Origin of the sequence: Arthrobacter humicola, assembly GCF_022803015.1 — a bacterium.
GTDB classification, from domain to species: Bacteria; Actinomycetota; Actinomycetes; order Actinomycetales; family Micrococcaceae; genus Arthrobacter; species Arthrobacter humicola_A.
Map to the genome: position 1 here is coordinate 102,919 of NZ_JAFKON010000004.1, position 20,194 is coordinate 123,112.

Sequence of the window (20,194 nt, forward strand, 5' to 3'; positions counted from 1 at the left end):
CCTTCTTCGTTGAATGACACCACTCCGGTGTGATGCGCACTACAGACGTTAGAGTGGCGCCCGTCACGACTGGGCCTTTGGCTCAATTGATTGGCATACTGCTTATTGGATGCATTTTGCGCATTTTGCTCACGTCCGTACCAACCCCAGGCAGGAGCCCGATGAAGCGCCGCACAGCACTGCCGGCCCTGCGCTTTTCGACCCAGACACTGCTGCTGCAGCTCGGCGTCGTGGCGCTGGTGGTGCTGCTGAGCAGCGCCGTCCACGCCTGGCTGAGCTATGACCGGCTGGGCCGCGAGGCGGAGAACCAGGCGCTGACCCTGGCCCGGACGGTGGCCTCGGACCCCTCCGTGCGGGCTCAGGTCCAGTCCATCAGCGCCCTTCCCGCCGCTCCCCCGGCCGCCGAGCTGCTGGCCGGTCCGTTGATGGCTGCCGCGGAGGGTGCCCGCACCCGCACCGGCGCCCTGTTCGTGGTCATTACGGACGAGACCGGCATCCGGCTGGCGCACCCCGACGCGGAGCGGCTGGGCGAAAAGGTCAGTACCGACCCCTCGGACGCCCTCGCGGGCCGGGAGGTCACCACGCGGAACACGGGCACGCTGGGCCCGTCCGCCGGCGCCAAGGTCCCGGTGTACGCCCCGGACTCGACGGCGGTGGTGGGCGAGGTGAGCGTGGGCTACTCCACCGAGACGATCAGCCAAAGCCTGGCCCGGGACATCATCCCCATCGCCGTCACGGCCGCCGGCGCGCTGCTGGCCGGCGTGCTCGCCTCCTTCCTGCTGCGGCGGCGGCTGCAGCGGCTGACCCTCGGGCTCGAACCCGAGGAGATCAGCACCCTGGTGCACGACCAGGTGGCCGTGTTACAGGGGGTCGACGACGGCGTGATCGGCGTTTCGGCCGACGGCAGGGTCAGCGTTTTCAACGCCGCCGCCCAGCGGCTGCTCGGTGTCCCGGACCTCGCGGGCACGGCCTGGGCCGCCGCGCCGGTCCCGGAGCAACTCAAGGCCCTGACCCGGGCCGATGCGGCCGAGGGCGAGGCGGTGGAACTCGTGGCCGGCGGCCGGGTGCTGGTGGTGAGCGCCCGCAAGGCCCTGCACGGCCGCGAGGACCTGGGCTGGGTGGTGATGCTGCGGGACCGGACCGAGCTGCAGCAGCTGACCCGCCAGCTCGACGCCGTCGGCACCATGTCCGCGGCTTTGCGGGCACAGCGCCACGAGTTTGCCAACCAGCTGCACACGATCGCCGGGTTCATGAGCATCGGGGAGCCCCAGCAGGCCCAGGACTATCTCGCCAAACTGGCCGGCACCGGGCCGCTGGCATTCCCGGTGGACCAGGCCGAGCTGCTCCAGGACCCCTACCTGCAGGCCTTCCTCGGTGCCAAGGGCGTCGAGGCGGACGAGCGCGGCGTGAGTCTCCGCCTCGGCCCGGAATCCGTGGTCCGCGGCCACGTCACCGAACCCCAGGACGTCACCACCGTCCTGGGGAACCTGATCGACAACGCCGTGAACGCCGCCGTCGCCGGATCCGCGGCCGAGCGCTGGGTGGAAGTCGAAGTGCTGGACGAACCGGGCATCAACGGAGGCGCCGGCACACTCCACATTGTGGTGGCCGATTCCGGCGACGGCCTGGGCGTTGGAATGACAGCCGCCGAGGCCGAGGGGGTCTTCGCGGAAGGCTACACGACCTCGGTCCGGCCCGCGCGCCCTGGCGGAGGGCAGGGCCTGGGGCTGGCGTTGTCCCGACAGCTCGCGCGCCGCCGCGGCGGAGACGTGCGGGTGCTCGAAGCCGGCTCCCCCGGCGGCCCGGGCGCCGTTTTCGTCGCCACGCTGCCGGGAACCACCGAACCGGGGCCAACGCTGCCGGGAAAGACCGAACCTGCAATCACTGAAGCAAACCGGGAGGACAACGATGTCTGAGGATTTCAGGGTGCTGATTGTCGACGATGATTTCCACGTCGCCAAGCTGCATGCCGCCTATGTGGATTCGGTGGCCGGCTTCCTGGCGCTGCCGCCGGCCGGCTCGGCGTCCCAGGCACTGCAGGCCATCCACAGCCTCCGCCCGGACCTGGTGCTGCTGGACGTCTACCTGCCGGACGCTTCGGGCCTGGACCTGCTGCACCAGCTGGACGTCGATACCGTGATCCTCAGCGCGGCCTCGGACACGGCCTCGCTGCGGCTCGCGTTCCGCCGCGGGGCACTGGGCTACCTGCTCAAGCCCTTCACGGCCGAATCCCTTTCGCAGCAGCTGCGCTCCTATGCACGCTACCGCCGGATCCTGGCCCAGCCGGGCTCCGTCAGCCAGGAGACGGTGGAGCGCGCCAAGCGCGCCCTGATCCCGGGCGACGTCGTCGCCTCGGCACGTCCCCGCTCCGCCACCGAGGCCGCGGTGCTGGAATCCCTGGTGCCCGGCGAGCAGTATTCAGCCGCCGACGTCGCCGCCCGGGTCGGTGTGTCCCGGGCCACCGCCCAGCGGTATCTGTCCGCGCTGGCGGACGACGGCGCCGTCGACATCCAGCTGCGCTACGGCACCACCGGGCGCCCCGAGCACCGCTACGGAATCCCCGCCCCGGCCGGCCACTAGGCGCCGTCGGGCTCCCTCTGTGCCGCCGCCTGCTCCGCCTGCACGGCCCTGTGGATGTTGCCGTGGATCATGTCCGCCCCGACGCGCTCGATCACGCCGTCCCGCTCCAGGACCGACCGGACCGCGGGCTTCAGCCGGGTCAGGCGCAGGTTGACCCCGGCCTCCCGGGCGAGGATGACGATGTCCGCCACCTTTGCCGCCCCCTGCGAGTCGACGAAGTTGATCCCGCCGCAGTCGAGCACGATCCCGGTGAGCCCCGGCGTCGACTGGATGACGTCGCGCAGGCGGTCCTCCAGTGCATCGGCCGTGGCGAAGAACAGGCCGCCGTCGAACCGGATCACGGCAATGCCGGGAACGGTCTCGTCGCCGGGGTGCTCACCGGCGTCGCGGAAGACCTGGGTCCCGGGCTCGCGGCCCAGGTCGGGCATCTCCGGATGGGTCGCCACCCGGACGAGCCAGATGAGCGAGAGCCCGATTCCAATGACGACGCCCGCCAGCACGCCGAAGATGAGGGTCCCGATGATGGCCGCGACCGCAATCCAGAAGTCGAACTTCTGCACGCGGGCCAGCCGCCGCAGCTCGGGCACGTTCATCATGCCCATGACGACGGCCTCGATGATCAGCGCCGCCAGCACGGGCTTGGGCAGGATCGAGAACAGCGGCGCCAGGAACAGCAGCGTGAGCAGGACGGTGATCCCCGAGGTGAGGGAGGCCAGTCCGGTCTTCGCCCCCGAGTGGTCGTTCAGCGAGCTCGCGGACAGGCTCGTCGAGACGGGCATCCCCTTGAACAGACCCGAGGCGATGTTGGCCATTGACTGGGCAATGGATTCCTGGTTGATGTCGATCTGGTAGCGGTGTTTGGCAGCGAACGCCCTGGCATCCCCTGCGGTCTGGGAGAAGCCGATCAGGACCAGTGCCACCGCCGCGAGCGCCACGGTGCCGACGTGGTCCCACATGAGTTGGCCGTCCGGGACCTGCAGCGAGGGCAGCCCGCTGGGTACGTCGCCCACCAGGGCCACGCCTTTGGCCCCGAGACCGAAGAGCGCCTCCGCCGCCAGTCCGCCCACCACCAGGACCAGGGCGCCGGGGACTTGGGGAGCGATGGCTTTCAGCCCGAAGACCACAGCCAGCGCGATGACCCCCACCACCACGGTGGTCGGCTGTGCCTCGCCCAGGGTGCCCAGCCACGACCACAGCTCCTGGAGCGGATTCGAGCCGGTGACCTCGGTCCCCGTGAGTTTGGGGAGCTCGCCGATCACGACGTCGATCGCCGCGCCGAAAAGGAAGCCGGTGACCACGGCCTTCGAGAGGAACTGCGCAATCCAGCCCATCTTGAAGACGGCAAGAATCAGGAACAGGATGCCGGAGGCAAGGGTAATTCCGGCAACGAACGAGGCGACATCCTGCTCGCCGGTGATGCCCCCCGCGAGCACGGCACTCGCGGCCACCGCCGCCAGGCCCGAACTCGGGCCCATCGAGATCTGCCGGCACGTGCCGAAGATCGCGTAGACGATGGCGCCGGCGGCCGCGGCATACAGGCCGTTCTGCAGCGGGATCCCGGCGATGCCTGCGTACCCGAGGTTCTTCGGAACGATCAGGGCCGCGACGGTGACCCCGGCAATCAGATCGCCGCGCAGCCACGAGCGGTCATAGGAGCGGAACTGGCCGATGAGGGGGATCCTGGTGGGCCCCTGCCCGTGCGCCTTGGTCATGCGCCCTTCATACTCCAAGTCCCGACGTTCCGCCAGAGCCCGGCCGGCCCCCGCAACGCCCCGGGCAACCGTCGCTTTGGCCCTAGGTGGCGCTCTTCTGGGCGACGAGTTCGATCTCGACGAGCATCTTGGGATCCAGGAACGGCAGCACGTGAACGAGGGAGAGCGTGGGGCGGATGTCGCCGAAGACCTCGCCGTGGGCCCGGCCGGCCTCTTCCCACTGGCTGATGTCCGTCAGGTACAGCTTGGACTGCACCACGTCCTCGAAGCCGAAGCCGGCCTCGGCCAGCACGGCGCCGAGCTTCTGCAGGATGTAGCTGGTCTGGGTATAGAAGTCCTCGCCCATGATTCCGTCCTCACCGCTGGCGGCGGTCGCGGAGATGTAGAGGGTGTTGTCCACCTGGACAGCCCGGGAATAGCCGAGGGTCTGTTCCCAGGTGGAGCCGGTACCGAAGGTCTTGCGCATGGTGGGCCTTTCGCAGTTGCCGCAGGGATCGGCACAACTGTAGGGCGCCGGACGGCCGGGCCGCCAAACCGGGTTGCTTTGTGTCGGCGGACCTGCGCGGGGCCACCGCCCCGGCTAGAGTTCCTGGCGGTAAACGAGCAGTTTGATGTCCGTGCCCGGCACGAGCCAGTCGCGCTCCGGCGCCCGGACGAAGCCGGTCTTCAGGTAGAGGCCGTGGGCGCTTTCCCAGCTCTCGCCCGTGGTGAGGGCCACGGCGTGGATGCCGGGCAGGGCCCTGGCGTGCTCGATGATGGCCTGGACCATGGCCTTGCCGGCACCGCTGCGCTGCACGGAGGGGTCCACCACGAGCATCCTGAACTCGAGCTCGTCGCTGAAGGCGATGTCCGCGTAGGGCTCGCCGGCGACCGCCAGCGTCACGGAGCCGAGGATCCGGCCCCCACGCTCGGCGACCCAAACCGTCGCGGCCGCCGCGCGCTGCCCGACGTTCTGGATCTGCTGCATGTAGGGGTGGTCGGCGCTCTCAAAGTAGCCCGCCGCCAGGTAGGCGTCCCGGGTGATGCGCGCTATGGCGTCGAAGTCGGCCGGAACGGCGGGGCGAATAAGGATCTGCGAAGGCACCTGTCAATGGTACGGGCGCCCGGCCCGGGCCGTGCCCGGAAAGGCCGTTTCCGTGACTGAACTATCACTCAGGCGCATCTGACAGGCGTAGAGCCTGCCCGGCGAGACGACGTTAGAGCGGGAACTTGCCGGAGAGTTCCAGCGGCCCGGCGCACGTCCATGCTGTGAGGCGCTCGTCGTCGGAGGGGCCGCCGGCCAGGGGGCTGGTGAGCCGCGGCCGGCGCACCCAGCAGCCTGCCTCCTCGGCGATCAGGGCCCCGGCGGCGAAGTCGTGTTCGTTGAGCCCGCGCTCACCGTAGGCGTCGTGCGTGCCGTCCGCCACGAGGCACAGGTCCAGTGCCGCGGACCCGAGCCGGCGCATGTCGGCGAAGCCGTCCATCAGGGTGCCGAGGCCTGCGGCCTGTTCCGCCCGCACGCCGGGATCGTAGCTGAAGCCCGTGGCCAGGATCTGGCCGGTCCGTCCGGGGACCGGGCCGAACAGGGCGGTCACCTGGCCCTGCTCCTGGAGCCAGGCGCCCTCGCCGCGGGACGCGTAGTAGGTGCGTCCCAGCGCCGGTGCGCTGACGACGCCGGCCAGCCAGACGCCGTCGGCGTCGGCCACCGCCACGGAGGTGGCGTAGTAGACGATGTTGCGGATGAAATTGGTGGTGCCATCGAGCGGGTCGATGGACCAGCGGTAGCCGCTGGGCTCCGCCGGCAGGACGGTGCCGCCCTCCTCCCCCGTGATGATGTCCCACGGCCGGGCGGCGGTGATGACGTCCCGGACGGCGGCTTCGGCGGCGAGGTCGAAGGCGGTCACCCAGTCTCCTGAGTCGCCCTTGTTGCTGACGTCCAGGGCCGCGGTCTTCCGGGTGGCCAGGACGGCGGCGCCCGCCGCCGCGGCCGACTTGGCCAGTTCGAGCAGCTCCGGAATGCCAGGTGCGGGAGGACCCGCGGAGTGGGAACTCATTCGGCCGCAGCAACCTCGACGCCGGGGGCCCCGCCGCCGTCGGCCGGGTCCGGGAGGCCGTCCGCGCCGCTGCCCGGCACCCTCTCCGCGCTGCCGTCCGCGCCGGTGCCGGCCGGCCCGTTCGCCAGCAGGGCACGGAAACCGTCCTCATCCAGGACCGGGACGCCGAGCTGTTCGGCCTTGTCCAGCTTCGTGCCGGCGTTCTCGCCCGCCACCACGTAGCTGGTGTTCTTCGACACCGATCCGGCCGCCTTGCCGCCGCGGATCAGGATGGCTTCCTTGGCCTCATCGCGGCTGAAGCCCTCGAGGCTCCCGGTCACCACCACGGTCAGCCCCTCCAGCGTCCTGGGCGTCGACTCGTCGCGTTCGTCCGCCATCCGGACGCCGGCGTCCGCCCAGCGGTCCACGATGTCGCGGTGCCAGTCCTCGGCGAACCATTCAGTCAGCGCCTGGGCGATGACCGGGCCCACGCCGTCCACGTGGGCGAGCTCCTCCTCGGAGGCCTGCCGGATGGCGTCCATGCTGCCGAACGCGGTGGCGAGGGCGCGCGAGGCCCGCGGGCCGACGTGCCGGATGGACAAGGCCACCAGGATCCGCCACAGCGGCTGGGATTTCGCTTTTTCCAGCTCCCGGAAGAGCTTGTCCGTCGTGGCCGTGGGCTTGGACGGGGTCTTGGTGGTGGCCTTGGTGAAGAAGTAGGGCACCAGCTCGAATTCCCCGGTGCCGACACCCTTGGAGCGCTTCTCCCGGCGGACACGGACGTCCGCGAGCTGCTCCGGAGTGAGGTCGAACAGTGTCGCCTCGGTGGTCAGCGGCGGCTCCGCGGGCTCGGCCGGCTGGGTCAGTGCGATGGCGGCTTCCCAACCGAGGGCCTCGATGTCGAAGGCGCCGCGGCCGGCAAGGTGGAAGACGCGTTCACGCAGCTGCGCCGGGCAGGACCGGGAGTTGGGGCAGCGGATGTCCACGTCCCCTTCCTTCCCGGGGGCCAACGGCGTGCCGCACGCGGGGCATTCGGTGGGCATGATGAAGTCGCGAACGGGAGGGTCCTGCTGGTCCCGCAGCGCCAGCACCGGGCCCACAATTTCCGGAATCACGTCTCCGGCCTTGCGCAGCACCACAATGTCGCCGATCTTCACGCCCTTGGCCTTGACCACTTCCTGGTTGTGCAGGGTGGCCATTTCCACGGTGGAGCCGGCGACTTTGACCGGTTCCATCACGCCGTACGGGGTGACCCGGCCGGTGCGGCCGACGTTGACGGCGATGTCGAGCAGCTTGGTGTGGACCTCTTCGGGCGGGTACTTGTAGGCCACGGCCCAGCGCGGCACCCGGGTGGTGTAGCCCAGGGCCCGCTGGGTGGCGAAGTCGTCCACCTTGATCACAATGCCGTCGATCTCGTGGGTGAGGCTGTGCCGCTTGTCGCCGTAGCGCTTGATGAATTCGAGCACGTCGGAAAGCCCGGCCAGAACCTCGAAATACGGGCTCGTCGGCAGTCCCCACTCGGCCAGCTTGCGGTAGGTCTCGGACTGGCTGGCGGTGTCGAGACCCTCGCGGGCGCCGATGCCGTGGACGTACATCCGCAGCGGCCGCTTGGCGGTTTCCGCGGGGTCCTTCTGCCGCAGCGAACCTGCGGCGGCGTTGCGGGGGTTGGCCAGCGGCGCCTTGCCGGCCTCGATCAGGGCTTCGTTGAATTCCGCGAAGGCCTGCGACGGGATGAAGACTTCGCCGCGGACCTCCACCTCCGCCGGGAAGCCGGTGCCGCTGAGCTGCTTCGGGATTTCCTTGATCGTCAGGACGTTATGCGTGATGTCCTCGCCGGTGGTGCCGTCCCCGCGGGTTGCGGCCCGGACCAGGGCGCCGTCGCGGTAGAGCAGGTTGACGGCCAGGCCGTCGATCTTCAGTTCGGTGAGCCACGACGGCGGGTTCCCGCCGTTGCCGAGCTTGGCGACGCCCGCCTCGGCCTTGACCATCCAGGCCTCCAGCTCCTCGAGCGAGAAGACATCCTCCAGGCTGTACATGCGCTGCAAATGCTGCACGGCGGCAAACGCCGCTGACACCTCGCCGCCGACTTCCTGCGTGGGCGAATCGTTGGCCACCAGTTCCGGATGCATGGCTTCGAGCGTTTCCAGCCGCCGGTAGAGCTCGTCGAACTCGGCGTCGGAGATGATCGGCGCGTCCTGCTGGTAGTAGGCAAAGCGGTGCTTGCGGACCTGCTCAACAAGGTCTTCATACTCCGCGCGGATGTCCCCGGAGGGGACCTGCTCCCCCGCGGGGCCTTGAGGGTCCGTGACGTGCCCGGGGGCTGCTTCGGCTGCTTCTTCAGTCCCTGCTGCGGTCTCTGCTGCGGTCTTCCCTGTGCTCACAGACCTATCCTGCCCTAGATCCCCGACATTGTCCGGTCCAGGGTCCGGTCTGGGGTCCGCTTCCGAATTTGGACTGACGCTGACCAGGAGGTCAGGCGGGCTCGTCCACGTTTGCAGTCCGGGCGTCGACCACGATCGCCGTGATGTTGTCCCGGCCGCCGCTGCGCAAGGCCGCCTGGATCAGTTCGTCCACGGCCGCCTGGGGGTCGGCCTCGGCCGCGAGGATGCCGGCGATCTTCTCATCGCTGAGTTCGCCGTTGAGGCCGTCGGAGCAGACCAGCATCCGGTCGCCGTCTTCAAGGGGAACCAGCCAGAAGTCGGCCTCGGAGTCATCCCCGGTTCCCAGCGCCCGGGTCACCACGTGCCTGCGGGGGTACACGGCGGCCTCGGCCTCGGTGATCTGGCCGGTGTCAAGGAGTTCCTGGACTTCGGAATGGTCCACGCTGATCTGTGCGAGCTGGCCGTGGCTGTACCGGTAGGTGCGGGAGTCTCCGATGTTGAGGACAAGCCAGTACGGAACGTCCTGTTGTTCCACCACCACGACGCCGGACAGGGTGGTTCCGGCTCGCGATCCGGTGGCGTGACGGATGCCCGCATCTGCCATGAGCAGGTACTCCTGCAGGATGTCCGCTGTCGCATCCCGGCTGCCGGTCTTGGACTGTGGCAGCTCGGCCAGGGTGCGCACGCAGATGCTGCTGGCAACTTCGCCGGCCTCGTGCCCGCCCATGCCATCCGCTACGGCGAAGACGGGGTCCGCGGCAAGGAAGGCGTCCTCGTTCGCCTCGCGGCGCAGTCCCCGGTCCGTGCCGTACCCGCAGCGCAGTAGCGGTCCCCGTTTTCCGTCCGACGGCGGGATGGGGGCGTCTGGTGATGGGTTCATGGCGGTCCTCAATACAGTGGTGCGCGGCTTCACTGGTGCGCGGGGTTGACGGCGTTCGCAACCCGGCCGGATAGCAACTGCCGGTCCGACTATCGCATATGCGCCGCTCAGCTGAGAAGCCCGCCACGGCCTACCGCCGGGCTGATCCGGCGTTCAGTCCAGGATCAGGCCCCGGCCGCTGCCGGGCTGCAGCTGCACCGGGTGGATTTCACCGAACCCTCGGACGTCCTCGGCCGGCCGGGGCACCAGGACGAAGCGTTCGTCCTGCTCCAGCGCGGCCGCGGTCATCGAATCCACCAGCACTGTTCCAGGGTCCGCGAGAGCCGTCAGTCGGGCGGCGAGGTTGACGGTGGGTCCGTAGATGTCGCCGAGGCGGGAGAGGATGCGGCCCCACACCATGGCCACGCGGGCCTGGGGCAGGATCTCGTCGTCGGTGAAGGCGCGGGACAGGGCCAGGGAAATCTCGGCGCCGGCCGCCGGAGTCTCGGCAATGTACAGGACTTCGTCGCCGACGGTCTTGACCAGCCGGCCGCCGCCGACCGAGATGATTTCGGCGCACTTGTTCTCGAAGCGCTGCACCAGCTGGGCCAGTGTCTTCTCGTTCATCCGGCGGGACAGGCTGGTGTAGGAGACAAGGTCAGCGAAGCCAACCGCCCGGGCCAACGGCAGGGGCGCATCGTCCTCGTCGCCTTCGCGGCCCTCTTCGCTGGACTGCAGCCCGGCTTCGGCCCGGACGGCCAGGCGCTGCACACCGGCGTTGAGCTGGCGGCGCCAGGAGTAGGCGAGCATCTCCTCGAGGGGGTCGATCAGGTTCGGCAACTCGCTGACGAGCCGCTTGCGGGCGACGGCGTCGGTCACGCCATGTTCCTGGACCATGTCCTCCACGAGGGCCTCGATCTGCCACACCACCATCCGGTCGGTCATCTGGCCGATGGCCCGGGTGATGGAGATTGCGGCTTCCTCGGTGAGCTTGCCGTCGCGCACCAGGTCCACGATGGTGGACAGGGCGGCCTGGTCACGCTCGGTGAAGGCGACATCTTCATCCCCGAGGTTGGGAAAACCCAGGGCGCGCCAAAGTTTCCGGGCAGAGAGCAGCGAGAGCCCTGCACCGGCAGCTACTTCACGACGCCGAAGCTTGCGTTCTCCGCCCAGCAGCCGCGCTTCCAGGGCCTTGGCGGCGAGCCGTTCAGCGGACATCGTGCCGGTGGGCGGGGCCACGGGTTCAGCTTCGGCGGGTCCGGCGGCTTCGTTGGGTTCGGGTTCGTCTGGCTCGACTTCGGGTTCGGCGGCGGGTTCGATGAGCGCGCCGGCTTCGCTGCCGAAGGCGGTCCCGGCGTCGCTGTCGGCGGCAGCCGAACCGGCGGCGTCCTCGGGCTCCCGGGGCAAATCCGGGGCAGCGAGATCGATGTCCTGGTGGACGTTCTCAGCGTTCATCTCTTCCACCTTCTCTCGTCTCCCACGGCCAGGCCTCGCCCGGGTTGTAGGTCATGCCATCGGCGTTGTCGGTCATGCCATCGGCGCCGGACGCCTCGCCCTGCGGGAGGTCGTCGATGGCGTCCAGCAGGAAATTACGGAATGTCGCGACCTCCGGGACATCGGGGACCACCGTTCCAAGGGGGTACCCGGTTTCCAAGGATATATTCCCGGAGTGCAATAGGCGCTGCAACAAGGATTGCTCAATGGCCACATGGCGGACGGCGGCGAGGGGGACCTGTTCATCGCGCCGCCGTAACATGCCGTATCGGGCAACTATGCGCTGACTGGTGAGGATGTAACGGGTGGCGTGCCACGCAATGACCCGCGGGAGGCAATAGCCCAGCAGCACCCACGCCGCCAACGCCAGGCACACGGCGAGGAGCCAGGGGGTCCACTCTTTCGGGACGAGGGGGACGAGCCGCGCCGGGCCGCCCTTGACAACCCAGGCGCAGGCGTAGGCGGCCAAGGCCGGAACAACAATGAACATCAGCGCCGGGACAATGAGCATCCTGGGCTGGGGCCGGGTCACCACAATCACTTGCTCTCCCGGCAGGAGCACTCTACGCATAGCCGCTTTCTGCTCCGCCGCTGCCGGCGCCCTGGCCGCCGGTCCCGGCCGGGTTCCACGGCCTCAGGTGCACGACGTCGCCGGCGGTCACCACATGTTCATGGCCCGCGGCATCGACCACCAGCAGGGAGCCGTATTCGTCCAGGCGCGTGGCGTGGCCAATGATCTCGTGGTCGCCCGGGAGTTGGGCCCGGACCTGTTTGCCGAGGGTTGAGAGGAGGTGCTCCACGCGTTTGTGCAGCGACGGGCCACCGGCCATGCCGGCGGTGGGGTCGCCGTCGGCGTTGCAGAAACTCCGGTACAGGGTGGCGAAGCGGGACAGGTAGCTCTTCAGGAGCTCCGTCCGGTCCACTGTGTCCGGATTCTCCAGCAGCACGGAGGTGGCGGTGGGAACCGGGAGTTCGGGCTCCGTCAGCGTGACGTTCAGGCCGGTGCCGAGGATGACCGGCGGCGCGCCGCCGGCGCCGAGCGGGCCGAGCTGGGCCAGGATGCCGGCGATCTTCCGGCCCCGGACCAGGACGTCGTTGGGCCATTTGAGTTCCGCCGGAAGGCCTGCCGTTTCCGTCAGGGCCTCACGCAGGGCGAGGGCGGCCAGAAGGGAGAGCCAGGAGTACCTGTGGGTCGGCAGCGGCCGGCCGGCCCCGTTGACCGGCAGGAGCACCAGGGAGACAGAGACCGAGCTGCGGGCCGGCGCCTCCCACCGGCGGTCCAGCCGGCCGCGCGCGTCGCTCTGGTACTCGGCGGTCAGCACTGACAGGTCCGGCCACGCGCCGGGATCCTCGGTCACCCCGCGGAGGAGGTCGGCGTTGGTGGAGCCGGTGGACTCGAGCACCGTCAGGCGCGGAATTCCGTTGGCGGACAGGAACGCCTCATCACTGAGGGCACTCAGGTCCAGGGGCGGACGGTCCGGGGTTTCCTGCGCGGCTTCCATCCTTGAATCCTACCGAGGAAAGCGCACCGGGGCCCCGGCCGTCTGCCTCACATGCCTCCGCCGAAACTCCCCACCTTTGGCCGGGATGTCCGGCGTGTCGGCCGAACACACCGCTGATTCCGGCGCCCGGGCGCCAAATGAGGGGAAATTCCGCGGGGCAGACGGCCACAAAAGACCCAGCAAGTTCAGAGGAAGATGTCCGGGACCAGCTGGGCCTCCGGCGCGCCGAGGCTGTACGGGCTGAAGTCCGTCACCCCTGCCGCCGCGAGAACCTGCTCATCGGTATAGAAGTTGCCGCTCCGGCTGCCGTGGGCGGGGACCGCGTTGCCGCCGGTCAGCACGGCGTGGGCGGCGTCGGCCATGATTTCGGGGCTGCGGGCGCCCTTGACGATCGTGTCGCCGCCGGGCATGTTGCGGATGGCCGCGGTGTCGATCAAGGTACACGGCCAGAGTGAGTTCACGGCGACGCCGTCGGCCTTGAGTTCCTCGGCCAGCCCCAGCGTGGTCAGGCTCATGCCGTATTTGGCCATGGTGTAGGCCAGGTGCAGGCCGGCCCACTTCGGATCCAGGTTCAGGGGCGGGGAGAGGGTGAGGATGTGCCCGGCCCCAGAGGCGCGCAGGGCCGGCAGCGCCATCTTCGAGAGCAGGAACGTCCCGCGCACGTTGATGTCCTGCATGAGGTCGTAGCGCTTCATGTCCACGTCGTCGGTGGTGGAGAGGTCAATCGCGGATGCATTGTTGATGACGACGTCGATCCCGCCAAAGTGGTCCACGGCGGCGCCGACTGCACCGGCGACGTCGGCGTCGTTGCGCACGTCGCCGACCAGCGGCAGGGCCTGGCCGCCGGCGGCCTCGATCTGTTCGGCGGCGGTATACACGGTGCCCTCCAGCCTGGCGTGGGGCTGACCGGTCTTGGCCATCAGGACAATGTTGGCGCCGTCCCGGGCCGCGCGGAGCGCGATGGCCAGGCCGATGCCACGGCTGCCCCCGGAGATGAGGACAGTGCGGCCCTGGAGGGAACCGGCGGCCTGGTACGGCCCTGCGGCGGTGCCCGAAGCATCGTTGCTTGAAGTCATTCCCACACTCTAGCCGACCAATGTTACTGGCGGGTAACAAAGCGGTGAGGGAGCTTCGCGGCGGGAAAATTGTAGGTTCCCTACAGCGGCACCGGCCAATACCGTCACTAGACTTGCCAGCAGAGCCCTGCTTTTGTGGATTCCAGCCAAAGGACCCCACGCGACGGGCGCCGTACAACCTTGCGACAGAGCCGGAGAAACTTGATGAGCCACGATCTGACCACGACTGCGGGAAAGATTGCGGATTTCCGCGACCGCCAGGCCCGTGCCGAACAGCCCTCCGGCCCGGAAGCGATCGCCAAGCAGCACGCGCGCGGCAAGAACACCGCCCGCGAGCGCATCGACCTGTTGCTGGACGCCGGCTCCTTCGTCGAATTCGATGCGCTGGCCGTGCACCGCTCCACCGCGTTCGGCATGGAGAAGAAGAAGCCCCTCGGCGACGGCCTCGTCTCCGGCTACGGCACGGTGGACGGCCGCCCGGTCGCGGTCTACAGCCAGGATTTCTCCGTCTACGGCGGCTCGCTGAGCCAGGTCAACGGCGAAAAGATCGTCAAGGTCCAGGAGTTCGCGCTGCGCAACGGCTGCCCCGTGGTCGGCATCCTCGACGGCGGCGGTGCCCGCATCCAGGAGGGTGTCGCCTCCCTGGCGATGTTCGCGGACATCTTCCGCAACAACGTCCACGCCTCCGGCGTCGTCCCGCAGATCTCCCTCATCATGGGCCCGTCCGCCGGCGGCGCAGCCTACTCCCCCGCCCTGACCGACTATGTGGTCATGGTGGACAAGACCTCGCACATGTTCATCACCGGCCCGGACGTCATCAAGACGGTCACCGGCGAAGACGTGGACATGGAAACCCTCGGCGGCGCCCGGCAGCACAACGCCAACACCGGCACCTCGACTTACCTGGCCTCCGACGAGGCCGACGCCGTCGAGTTCGTCCGCGAACTGCTCGACTTCCTGCCCTCGAACAACCTCGCCGAGGCCCCGGTGCTGGAGCACCAGCAGGAACTGGAGGTCGACGACGACGATCTCGCCCTGGACGCGCTGATCCCGGACTCGGCCAACCAGCCGTACGACATGCGCAAGGTCATCGAGCAAATTGTCGACGACGCCCACTTCCTCGAGATGCAGTCCCTCTATGCCCCGAACGTGATCATCGGCTACGGCCGGGTCGAGGGCCACACGGTGGGCATCGTGGCCAACCAGCCCATGCAGTTCGCCGGCACCCTGGACATTGCGGCCTCGGAAAAGGCCGCACGCTTCGTCCGGCACTGCGATGCCTTCAACATCCCCATCATCACGCTCGTGGACGTGCCGGGCTTCCTGCCAGGCAAGGACCAGGAGTTCCAGGGCATCATCCGCCGCGGCGCCAAGCTGCTATACGCGTACGCCGAGGCCACCGTGCCCAAGCTGACCGTAATCACCCGCAAGGCCTACGGCGGGGCCTACATCGTGATGGGCTCCAAGAAGCTCGGCGCGGACCTCAACCTCGCCTGGCCCACCGCCCAGATCGGCGTCATGGGCGCCCAGGGTGCCGTGAACATCCTGTACCGCCGCGAACTCGCCGCGGTGGCGGAGGACGGCGGCGACGTCGAGGCCAAGCGCGCCGAGGTGATCCGCCAGTACGAGGAAGAGCTGCTCAACCCGTACCAGGCCGCCCAGCTCGGCTATGTGGACGCGGTTATCGCACCGTCCGAGACCCGGCTGCAGATTATCAAGGGCCTGCGCGCCCTCCGGGACAAGCGGGCCGCCCTGCCCGCCAAGAAGCACGGGAACATCCCGCTGTGAGCCCCATGGCCGAACCCGACGAACCTGCCGACGCGGTAAGCAGCGACGCCGCGCCCGGGATCCTGTTCTCTGTCGCCAAGGGTCAGCCGACGCCGGAAGAGCTGGCGGCGCTGACCGCCGTCGTGCTGTCCCTGGGGCAGACCCAGCAGGCAGTACCGGAAAGCCCCGGCGTCCGGCACTGGGTCCGCCGGCAGCAGCTTCGGCTGGCGCCGAGGCCCGGTCCGCAGGCCTGGCGCCGCAGCCTGGGCTGAGCCGACCCGGTTCAGCGTCCTGGCAGGGCCGGCCCGCAGCCGAAATCTGCACGGGAAAGTTGCACGCGAAAAAGTTCAGTGACTCTTTCATAACCACGGCGGCCGGGCTAGTCTCGTCGGGTGACTACCGAAATCATCGCCTCAGACAACACTGCCCCCGCGCGCCAGCAGACAGCCATTGACGCCGTCGCCGACGCCTACACGGACACCCTGATCCGGCTTAACCCGAGCTTCGCCACCGAACTTGGCCTGCCCGGGCACGAGACGGAGTACCAGGACTTCTCCCCCGCCGGCCACGAGGAATTCGCGGCCGCCGCCCGCGAGGCACTTGCGGCGCTGGACGGGCTGGAGCCGGCTGACGACGTCGACGCCGTCACCCTCGACGCCATGCGCGAGCGGCTGGGCCTGCAGCTGGAAATCCACGAATCGGGCTGGGCCACGGCCGATCTGAACAACATCGCCTCCCCGTCCCAGGACATCCGCGCGATCTTTGACCTCATGCCGACGGATACCGCCGGGCAGTGGGAGCACATCGCAGGCCGGGCCCACAATGTCACCGCCGCAATCGACGGCTACATCGAGTCGCTGCGTTCGGCGATGCAGGACGGCAAAGTCGCCGCGGCCCGCCAGGTTTCGATCGTGATCGAGCAGGCCACCAAGCACGCCGCGGACGACGGCTTCTTCGCCAAGCTCGCCGCCGGCGCCAAGACCGCGGACGGCCCGCTCCCGGCGGAACTGCAGTCCCGGCTCGACACCGGCGCGGCAGCTGCCCGGGTGGCGTACTCCCGGCTCGCAGGTTTCCTCGAGTCCGAGCTCCTGCCCGTCGCCCCGGCCAAGGACGCTGTGGGCCGCGCCCGCTACGCCCTGGCTTCCCGGGACTTCCTCGGCGCCACCGTGGACCTGGAGGAAACCTACGCATGGGGTGTCCAGGAACTCGACCGCCTCATTGCCGAACAGGAACGGGTGGCAGGCGAAATCCGGCCCGGCGCCACGGTGGAGGAAGCCAAAGAGATCCTCAACAACGATCCCGCCCGCCAGCTCAAGGGCACCGACGCCCTCCAGGCCTGGATGCAGGAACTGTCCGACAAAGCCGTCGCGGAGCTCGCCGGCGTCCACTTCGAGATCCCGGACGTCATGAAGACGCTGGAGTGCCGGATCGCGCCCACCGATGAAGGCGGCATCTACTACACGGGTCCCTCGGAGGACTTCAGCCGCCCGGGCCGCATGTGGTGGTCCGTGCCGGCCGGTGAAGACACCTTCACCACGTGGGCCGAAACCACCACCGTGTACCACGAGGGCGTGCCCGGCCACCACCTCCAGGTCGCCACCGCCACCTACCGCCGTGAGCTGCTGAACAAGTGGCGCCGCAGTGTGTGCTGGACCTCGGGCCATGGCGAAGGCTGGGCACTCTACGCGGAGAAGCTCATGCAGGAGCTCGGCTACCTCAATGATCCGGGCGACCACATGGGCATGCTGGACATGCAGCGCATGCGTGCGGCCCGCGTGGTGTTCGACATCGGCGTGCACCTGGAACTCGAAGTCCCCGAGCGCTGGGGCAGCGGCATCTGGACCTCGGAGAAGGGCTTTGACTTCCTCCGCGCCAATCTGCCGATCAGCGAGGGGCAGCTGAAGTTCGAGTTCACCCGCTACCTGGGCTGGCCGGGACAGGCCCCGTCCTACAAGGTGGGCCAGCGGCTCTGGGAGCAGATCCGGGAAGAGCTGGAATCCCGCCCCGGCTTCGATCTCAAGGCGTTCCACACGAAGGCCCTGAACATCGGCTCGGTGGGCCTGGACACCCTCAAGCGCGCGCTCCTGGGGTAAACCCCCCAAGGCCGTTGAGATGGCAGTTCGCGGCAGTGTTTCTCCAGAGCATTGCCGCGAATTGTCATCTCGCGCCTCACAGGGCGGTACGGGCCGTCCGGCGACGAGACAATCGCCACACCGCTTGCCGGAATAACTTCACAAAAGGCCCTGCCGGCGCGGCAATCCCGGGCATTCCGCGGCGCGGGGCCACCGGTGGTGCCGTAACATTTCTCAACATCCGTTCGTCGTGCTATCGGCAACGGTCCTAGCGTGTTCCGGTGACCACTCAGACAAGCACCCCCGCACCCGCTGGAGAGACCGGGTTCCAGCTGCCCAAATGGGCCGGCTCGTTCGGCTTCCAGATCATTGCCGCCCTGATCGTCGGCCTGGGCCTTGGCCTGCTGGCCAAGTACACCGGCAGCACCAAGGCCAACCCCAACGCCCTAGGCACCACGCTGCAGACCATCGGCTCGAGCTACGTCTCGCTGCTGCAGACCGCCGTGGTCCCCCTGATCTTCACCGCCGTCGTCAGCTCAATCTCCAACCTGCGCGCCGTTTCCAACGCCGCCCGGCTGGCCTGGAACACGTTGCTCTGGTTCGCGATCACCTCGCTGATCGCCGTGCTGATCGGCATCGGCCTGGGCGTGCTGCTGCAGCCCGGCGCCGGAACCGGCATCAGCCAGGAAGCGAAGTACGCCGGCAAGTCCGGTGACTGGTGGGCCTTCCTGACCGGGCTGTTCCCGAAGAACTTCCTGGGCCTCAGCGCGACCACCACCGTCACTGACGGCGTCGCCACCACCGCCGTGAGCTTCAACGTCCTCCAGATCCTGGTGATCGCGATCGCCGTCGGCATCGCCGCGCTGAAAGTGGGCAAGGCGGCCGAACCGTTCCTGGCCCTGAACTCCTCCGCCCTCGCCGTCATCCAGAAGGTCCTCTGGTGGATCATCCGTATCGCGCCGCTGGGCACGATCGGCCTGATCGGCAACGCCGTGGCCGTCTACGGCTGGGACACCATCGGCTCGCTCGGCAAGTTCACCGTGGCGATCTACATCGGCCTGGCGCTCGTGCTGTTCGTGGTCTACCCCGTGCTGATCCGCAGCCACGGACTGTCCATCAAGCAGTACTACTCCGGCGTGTGGCCGGCCGTGCAGCTGGCCTTCGTCTCCCGCTCCTCGATCGGCACCCTGCCGCTGACCCAGCGCGTGACCGAACGAAGCCTGGGTGTCCCCCGCGCCTACGCCTCCTTCGCCGTGCCGCTCGGCGCGACCACCAAGATGGACGGCTGCGCGGCGATCTACCCGGCCGTGGCGGCGATTTTCGTGGCCCAGTTCTTCGGCATCCAGCTCGACTTCACCCAGTACCTGCTGATCGCGCTGGTGTCGGTCCTCGGCTCGGCCGCGACCGCCGGCACCACGGGCGCCGTCGTGATGCTGACGCTGACGCTCTCCACGCTGGGACTGCCGCTGGCCGGCGTCGGCCTGCTGCTGGCCATCGACCCGATCCTGGACATGGGACGCACCGCCGTCAACGTGGCCGGGCAGGCACTGATCCCGGCGATTGTGGCCAAGCGCCAGGGCATCCTGGACGAAAGGCTGTACAACGCGCCGCGGAACGGCGATCCGTTTAGCGACGACGTCGATGGCACCGCCGCCGTCGACCCCTCCGCCGCCGCCACTCCCGCGGCAGGACGGGACGAGCGGGAACTGGCTGACGCCAGGGCGTAACAACAGAACGAGTGTTCACCAGAGAAGTCCCCGGGAATCCCCGGGGACTTCTCTGGTTTTCCGGCTTCGGCTTTAACCGGCCTCGGCCCGGGTCCGCACGGGCCTAGTGTCCGCCGATCACACCCTTTTCGGCGGCCTTGGTAACTGCGTCCGCTTCTGCCTGGGTCAGGGTGCCGTCCTTGACGGCCTGGTCCAGCCGGGGCTTCAGTGCCGCGGCGTGATTGGCCTGTTCCGCGGTACGCAATTCCTCCAGGGCAGCGGTGACCTTGGCTTCATCGAGGCCGAGCGACTTCGCCAGGGAAGCGGCCAGGGCCTTCTCCATTGCGGCGCGGTCCGGCTTCTGCCCCGGGGCCGGCGGGGTGGCCGGCCTGTTGGCTTCGCGGAAAGTCTTCAGGGCGTCGGTGACCTTCGCCTCGTCGACGCCGAGCTTGGCGGCGAGTTCTTTGGCGCGGGCGCCGAACTCCGCACCGCCGTGGCCGCGGTGTCCGCCGCGCATGCCGTAGCCGTCGGCGAAGTTGTTCCCGGTAGCACTCGAGCTGGGTGTCGGGGTGGGCGTCGGCGTCGTGGTGGCGGAGGCCATCCCGGCGACCCCGAGCCCTGCACCCAGTGCAACGGCCGCCGCCCCGAGGCCGAGTGCGATTTTCGTCGTGCGTGACATCTGCTGTCTCCTGGATCTGCCGCGCGGTGACGGCGCTTGAAGCTGATGGTTCGTCCGGGGAAGGCTGCTCCACGAGCATCTCCAGTCTGCACCTGCCCCAGCAGAGATAGCTGTTTCCCAGCTTTCACTTTCCTGTGAATCCGGCAGAGACGCCCAGAGGGCAAAAAGTGGGCAAAATGGCGGCAGAGGTGGATAGGCTCTGGGCATGCTGATCGTCACTTCGAATGACATCCCGGGCCACCGGATCGACGCCGTCCTCGGCGAAGTCATGGGCCTGACCGTCCGCCCCCTGACCAATTCCGGCAACGCGGCAGCCCAGCTCAAGCCTTGAGCGCAAACCCTGCCAGCCCCACT

At 68.8% G+C, this 20,194-nt stretch carries 18 protein-coding genes; 7 read left to right on the forward strand and 11 right to left on the reverse strand.

What is annotated here, in order from left to right; all coding sequences use genetic code 11:
- Window positions 1-161: 161 nt before the first annotated feature.
- Both ARTB_RS10230 and ARTB_RS10235 read left to right on the forward strand, forming a co-directional pair.
- Window positions 162-1,916: a sensor histidine kinase gene (locus ARTB_RS10230; protein ID WP_243179656.1), complete on the forward strand. Its 1,755-nt coding sequence runs from the start codon at window positions 162-164 to the stop codon at window positions 1,914-1,916.
- A complete protein-coding gene (locus ARTB_RS10235) occupies window positions 1,909-2,580 on the forward strand; it encodes a response regulator (RefSeq protein ID WP_223914086.1) in 672 nt (223 codons plus the stop codon). The genes ARTB_RS10230 and ARTB_RS10235 overlap by 8 nt, the downstream gene beginning before the upstream one ends.
- Here the strand turns inward: ARTB_RS10235 and ARTB_RS10240 are convergent.
- From ARTB_RS10240 to ARTB_RS10285, 10 genes are all read right to left on the reverse strand, one after another.
- The gene (locus ARTB_RS10240) at window positions 2,577-4,292 is read right to left on the reverse strand and encodes a SulP family inorganic anion transporter (protein WP_243179657.1); all 1,716 of its coding nucleotides are present in this window, start codon (window positions 4,290-4,292) and stop codon (window positions 2,577-2,579) included. The genes ARTB_RS10235 and ARTB_RS10240 overlap by 4 nt on opposite strands.
- Window positions 4,293-4,374: 82 nt before the next feature.
- Window positions 4,375-4,758 (reverse strand): RidA family protein, encoded by a 384-nt coding sequence (locus ARTB_RS10245; RefSeq protein ID WP_243179658.1) that lies wholly within the window; start codon window positions 4,756-4,758, stop codon window positions 4,375-4,377.
- Window positions 4,759-4,872: 114 nt separating this feature from the next.
- Window positions 4,873-5,376: a GNAT family N-acetyltransferase gene (locus tag ARTB_RS10250; protein ID WP_243179659.1), complete on the reverse strand. Its 504-nt coding sequence runs from the start codon at window positions 5,374-5,376 to the stop codon at window positions 4,873-4,875.
- A 112-nt stretch (window positions 5,377-5,488) separates the two neighbouring features.
- A complete protein-coding gene (locus ARTB_RS10255) occupies window positions 5,489-6,325 on the reverse strand; it encodes an inositol monophosphatase family protein (protein WP_243179660.1) in 837 nt (278 codons plus the stop codon).
- Window positions 6,322-8,685, reverse strand: a complete 2,364-nt coding sequence (gene ligA, locus ARTB_RS10260; RefSeq protein ID WP_308197236.1) for an NAD-dependent DNA ligase LigA — start codon at window positions 8,683-8,685, stop codon at window positions 6,322-6,324. Before ligA ends, ARTB_RS10255 begins: the two co-directional genes overlap by 4 nt.
- A gap of 91 nt (window positions 8,686-8,776) precedes the next feature.
- Window positions 8,777-9,565 carry a PP2C family protein-serine/threonine phosphatase gene (locus tag ARTB_RS10265; protein WP_243179661.1) on the reverse strand — a complete coding sequence of 263 codons (789 nt, stop codon included), beginning with the start codon at window positions 9,563-9,565 and terminating at the stop codon, window positions 8,777-8,779.
- A gap of 153 nt (window positions 9,566-9,718) precedes the next feature.
- Window positions 9,719-10,999 carry an adenylate/guanylate cyclase domain-containing protein gene (locus ARTB_RS10270; RefSeq protein WP_243179662.1) on the reverse strand — a complete coding sequence of 427 codons (1,281 nt, stop codon included), beginning with the start codon at window positions 10,997-10,999 and terminating at the stop codon, window positions 9,719-9,721.
- A complete protein-coding gene (locus ARTB_RS10275) occupies window positions 10,989-11,609 on the reverse strand; it encodes a PH domain-containing protein (RefSeq protein ID WP_243179663.1) in 621 nt (206 codons plus the stop codon). The genes ARTB_RS10270 and ARTB_RS10275 overlap by 11 nt, the downstream gene beginning before the upstream one ends.
- Entirely contained in the window at window positions 11,602-12,540 is a 939-nt protein-coding gene (locus ARTB_RS10280; protein ID WP_243179664.1) for a biotin--[acetyl-CoA-carboxylase] ligase, read from the reverse strand. The genes ARTB_RS10275 and ARTB_RS10280 overlap by 8 nt, the downstream gene beginning before the upstream one ends.
- Before the next feature lie 185 nt (window positions 12,541-12,725).
- Window positions 12,726-13,616, reverse strand: a complete 891-nt coding sequence (locus ARTB_RS10285) for an SDR family oxidoreductase (RefSeq protein WP_243179665.1) — start codon at window positions 13,614-13,616, stop codon at window positions 12,726-12,728.
- Between the two features lie 204 nt (window positions 13,617-13,820).
- Here ARTB_RS10285 and ARTB_RS10290 point away from each other — a divergent pair, with 204 nt between their 5' ends.
- The 4 genes from ARTB_RS10290 to ARTB_RS10305 all read left to right on the forward strand — a co-directional run bounded on the left by ARTB_RS10290 (window position 13,821) and on the right by ARTB_RS10305 (window position 19,182).
- Window positions 13,821-15,404: an acyl-CoA carboxylase subunit beta gene (locus ARTB_RS10290; protein WP_079551557.1), complete on the forward strand. Its 1,584-nt coding sequence runs from the start codon at window positions 13,821-13,823 to the stop codon at window positions 15,402-15,404.
- Between the two features lie 5 nt (window positions 15,405-15,409).
- Complete coding sequence (locus ARTB_RS10295; protein ID WP_243180368.1) at window positions 15,410-15,655, forward strand: acyl-CoA carboxylase subunit epsilon; 246 nt, start codon at window positions 15,410-15,412, stop codon at window positions 15,653-15,655.
- A gap of 120 nt (window positions 15,656-15,775) precedes the next feature.
- Window positions 15,776-17,476 carry a DUF885 domain-containing protein gene (locus ARTB_RS10300; protein WP_439954112.1) on the forward strand — a complete coding sequence of 567 codons (1,701 nt, stop codon included), beginning with the start codon at window positions 15,776-15,778 and terminating at the stop codon, window positions 17,474-17,476.
- A gap of 260 nt (window positions 17,477-17,736) precedes the next feature.
- Complete coding sequence (locus ARTB_RS10305; protein ID WP_243179666.1) at window positions 17,737-19,182, forward strand: dicarboxylate/amino acid:cation symporter; 1,446 nt, start codon at window positions 17,737-17,739, stop codon at window positions 19,180-19,182.
- A 103-nt stretch (window positions 19,183-19,285) separates the two neighbouring features.
- On the opposite strand, the gene ARTB_RS10310 is transcribed toward ARTB_RS10305, so the two are convergent.
- Window positions 19,286-19,840, reverse strand: coding sequence for a hypothetical protein (locus tag ARTB_RS10310; protein WP_243179667.1), 555 nt, complete (start codon window positions 19,838-19,840; stop codon window positions 19,286-19,288).
- A 205-nt stretch (window positions 19,841-20,045) separates the two neighbouring features.
- Between ARTB_RS10310 and ARTB_RS10315 the strand changes: the two genes are divergently transcribed.
- Window positions 20,046-20,171 (forward strand): heavy metal-binding domain-containing protein, encoded by a 126-nt coding sequence (locus ARTB_RS10315; protein WP_243179668.1) that lies wholly within the window; start codon window positions 20,046-20,048, stop codon window positions 20,169-20,171.
- The last annotated feature ends 23 nt before the right edge of the window (window positions 20,172-20,194 follow it).

Coding starts and splice junctions, on each gene's coding strand:
- ARTB_RS10230 (WP_243179656.1), top strand. CDS start 162: ATGAAGCGCCGCACAGCACTGCCGGCCCTGCGCTTTTCGACCCAGACA.
- ARTB_RS10235 (WP_223914086.1), top strand. CDS start 1,909: ATGTCTGAGGATTTCAGGGTGCTGATTGTCGACGATGATTTCCACGTC.
- ARTB_RS10240 (WP_243179657.1), bottom strand. CDS start 4,292: ATGACCAAGGCGCACGGGCAGGGGCCCACCAGGATCCCCCTCATCGGC.
- ARTB_RS10245 (WP_243179658.1), bottom strand. CDS start 4,758: ATGCGCAAGACCTTCGGTACCGGCTCCACCTGGGAACAGACCCTCGGC.
- ARTB_RS10255 (WP_243179660.1), bottom strand. CDS start 6,325: ATGAGTTCCCACTCCGCGGGTCCTCCCGCACCTGGCATTCCGGAGCTG.
- ARTB_RS10265 (WP_243179661.1), bottom strand. CDS start 9,565: ATGAACCCATCACCAGACGCCCCCATCCCGCCGTCGGACGGAAAACGG.
- ARTB_RS10270 (WP_243179662.1), bottom strand. CDS start 10,999: ATGAACGCTGAGAACGTCCACCAGGACATCGATCTCGCTGCCCCGGAT.
- ARTB_RS10275 (WP_243179663.1), bottom strand. CDS start 11,609: ATGCGTAGAGTGCTCCTGCCGGGAGAGCAAGTGATTGTGGTGACCCGG.
- ARTB_RS10280 (WP_243179664.1), bottom strand. CDS start 12,540: ATGGAAGCCGCGCAGGAAACCCCGGACCGTCCGCCCCTGGACCTGAGT.
- ARTB_RS10285 (WP_243179665.1), bottom strand. CDS start 13,616: ATGACTTCAAGCAACGATGCTTCGGGCACCGCCGCAGGGCCGTACCAG.
- ARTB_RS10290 (WP_079551557.1), top strand. CDS start 13,821: ATGAGCCACGATCTGACCACGACTGCGGGAAAGATTGCGGATTTCCGC.
- ARTB_RS10295 (WP_243180368.1), top strand. CDS start 15,410: ATGGCCGAACCCGACGAACCTGCCGACGCGGTAAGCAGCGACGCCGCG.
- ARTB_RS10310 (WP_243179667.1), bottom strand. CDS start 19,840: ATGTCACGCACGACGAAAATCGCACTCGGCCTCGGGGCGGCGGCCGTT.
- ARTB_RS10315 (WP_243179668.1), top strand. CDS start 20,046: ATGCTGATCGTCACTTCGAATGACATCCCGGGCCACCGGATCGACGCC.